The organism is Candidatus Solincola tengchongensis, from assembly GCF_015711935.1.
GTDB classification, from domain to species: Bacteria; Actinomycetota; Geothermincolia; order Geothermincolales; family RBG-13-55-18; genus Solincola_A; species Solincola_A tengchongensis.
The window spans coordinates 1-2,697 of sequence record NZ_JACVJJ010000003.1 but is presented as its reverse complement, the minus strand read 5'-3'; the positions used below and the strand labels follow the sequence as shown (position 1 = coordinate 2,697).

General features: G+C 60.7%; 2 protein-coding genes. Both read left to right on the top strand.

What is annotated here, in order from left to right; genetic code table 11:
- Positions 1 to 54 precede the first annotated feature (54 nt).
- Positions 55 to 1,014 (top strand): helix-turn-helix transcriptional regulator, encoded by a 960-nt coding sequence (locus tag H7007_RS00050; protein ID WP_287152434.1) that lies wholly within the window; start codon positions 55 to 57, stop codon positions 1,012 to 1,014.
- A gap of 317 nt (positions 1,015 to 1,331) precedes the next feature.
- Positions 1,332 to 2,697, top strand: a 1,366-nt coding sequence (locus H7007_RS00045; protein WP_287152433.1) for an HIRAN domain-containing protein, incomplete at its 3' end; no start/stop codon positions are given.

Here is a 2,697-nt window from a genome sequence, read left to right as displayed (position 1 = left end):
CATCTTTTAAAATTGATTGGAACCCCTTGGGAATGAAAAGGGTGTGGTGTATGCATGGAGAAGGCGAGCAAGCTGTGGCGCCTGCTCAAGGTCTTCACCCTGATAGAGGGAAAGCCGGGCATCGGGGCCGCGGAGCTGGCGGAGCGCTGTGAGACATCCCTGCGCACGGTCTACCGTGACGTCTACCTCCTCAAGCTGGCGGGAATCCCCATCTATTACCAGAAAGGCTACCGCATAGCCCCCGGTTTCTTCCTGCCCCCGGTGCAGTTCGACCTCACGGAGATGCTCTCCCTGGCCATGGGGGCCGAGCTCCTCTCCCGCCAGAAAGGGACCCCCTTCCAGCGCGGCGTGGAGAGCGCCATGGAGAAGATCTACGCCGCCATCCCTCCCGGCATCCGGGAAGCCGTGGAGCGGGAGTCGGTGCACTTCACCCCCGCCTGGGAGCCCACCGTGGACTACGCCAGGCGCCTTCCAGTACTGGACACGCTGGAGAAGGGGGTGGAGGAGGAGCGCTCCGTTGCCATCTCCTACCACTCCCTCTCCCGGGACGAGGTCACCCGGCGCAAGGTGGACCCCTACGGTTTCCTCTTCCGGAGCAACGCCTGGTACCTGGTCGGCTACTGCCACCTGCGTGGGGAGATAAAGATATTCAAGGTGGACCGCATCCTGGAGGCGGAGCTTTTGGGGGACAGGTTCCAGCTCCCCGAGGACTTCAGCATCCGCGAGTACATGGGCGATGCCTGGCAGGTCCTGCGCGGCGAGCCCCGCGAGGTGGAGATCAGGTTCAGCCCCCAGGTGGCTCCCTACGTCAAGGAGAGCATCTGGCACTTCAGCCAGCGCTGCCGCGATTGCGAGGACGGAAGCGCCGTGCTCTCCTTCCGGGTGAGCGGGCTCACCGAGATATGCTCCTGGCTCATGGCCTTCGGCGGCGAGGCCGAGGTGCTGCGCCCTCCCGAGCTCAAGGAGATGCTCCTGGAGCGGGCCCGGGGCATAGTGGAGAAATATTCATCATGAGTTGACTGCCATACAGTTGGCAGTCTTCAGATGAAAAATCTCAAGACCGTTTCCTCAGACTGCCAGAGTGCTGGCAGCCCACCCCCTCATAATCAAATTCGCCGTCTGTGACTGGGCATCGGGCGGTCAAGAGGCGCGGCCGAGTTGACGGCCTCGCTTCCGCCGCCCGAGCTCCGGAATATGCGATGAGGTGCTGACCTCTCGGTTCGTGCCCGCGCGCCCTCAGGGATGGCGGCACGGCGCCGATCTGCACAGTCGTCTCGGGAGGCTTCTGAAGCGGCCTCCCGAGGGAGAAATACCGAAGGGGGTGTGAGGACATGTCCGGCGGGACTTCTATCCCCGGGGAGAGGAAGACATGGGTGGCCTACCTGCTCTGGCCTACCCTGGTGGGACATCGCTGGTACGTGGGGAAGGTTTCACCTGTCTATACCTTGACTCTGGGATATTTCGGGATCATGTGGTTCGCCGACCTCTTCCGCATCCCGGTCATGGTGAGGGAGTACAATTCCTATCTCTATCAGAGGCGCGCGGCTCAGGTAACGGAAGCAAGATCGCCTTCCTCAGATGTCATATTCACCAAGGTCTTCGGAGTTACCAAGGGGGAAGACCGGCAGGTTCTCATAGCCTCTCTTAAGGCCGGAGAAGAACTTGTCCTCGAAAGAGACAGAGAGAACGAGTTCGACAAGAACGCGATAAAGGTCCTCAATAAAGAGGGTGAGCAGCTGGGGTGGATAAACAGAGAATTGGCCGCTGAGTTGGCCCCGGAACTGGATGCCGGCAGGGAATTTAAAGCCCTTGTTACCGAGGTCACCGGTGGGACCGAAGACAAGCCCACTCTTGGTTGCAATATCTGTTTATTGAGACTGGGAGAGTCTTCGAAACCCCTTACTACGGCCGAAAGGGTCGAAACCCCCACCGAGAAAACCCTCCGTTGGGCGGAACCCACCATAGGCGTCATGGAGCAGCTGGCTCGGACCTGGGACAGGGTCCGTGCGAAGTGGGCCTCGTCCAAGAAATTCAAGGTTTTGACCGTCGCCGCCGCGATCCTGGTGATTGTCGCCTTGTTGTCCGCTATTGTCGGCAAGAACGGCGGGGAGGAGACGCAAACCTCAGCCGGGGTGACGGCGGAAACGGAAGAGAAGGAATTGAACGTCTCTTTAAAGACCCCTTCCGGACTCACGTTGAACTCCCCCTCCTTCACCATCGAGGGGCTCACCGAGCCGGGGGCGAGCGTCATGGTGCTCGGCTGCGCCAATGGCCCCATCTGCGCCCAAGCCGATGAGGATGGGAGGTTCAGCGCCGACCTGACCCTGCGCGAGGGCACCAACCTCCTGACCGTGACCGCCGAAAAGGAAGGCAGGAGAGGTTCGGCGAGTTGCTCCCTGGCCTACCAGCTTGACGAGGCATCCTACAAAGCGCAGTGCAAGGCCATCGAGTTCAAGGTCCTCAACAAGAACCCGGAGGCCTATAAGGGGCAGAAGTACTTCGCCACCGGCCAGGTGGTCCAGATAATGGAAGATCTCGGGACCACGGACATCCGCCTGAACGTGACCCGGGACCAGTGGGGCTACTGGGACGACACCATATACGTGACTTACATGGGTACCGTGCCCGCTTATGAGGACTCCATCATCAGAATGTGGGGGGAGATCAAGGGCTCCTATACCTACACCTCGGTGGCGG

Bases quoted from the DNA above. Each gene is read 5' to 3' on its own strand.
- H7007_RS00050 (WP_287152434.1), top strand. From the start codon at position 55: ATGGAGAAGGCGAGCAAGCTGTGGCGCCTGCTCAAGGTCTTCACCCTG.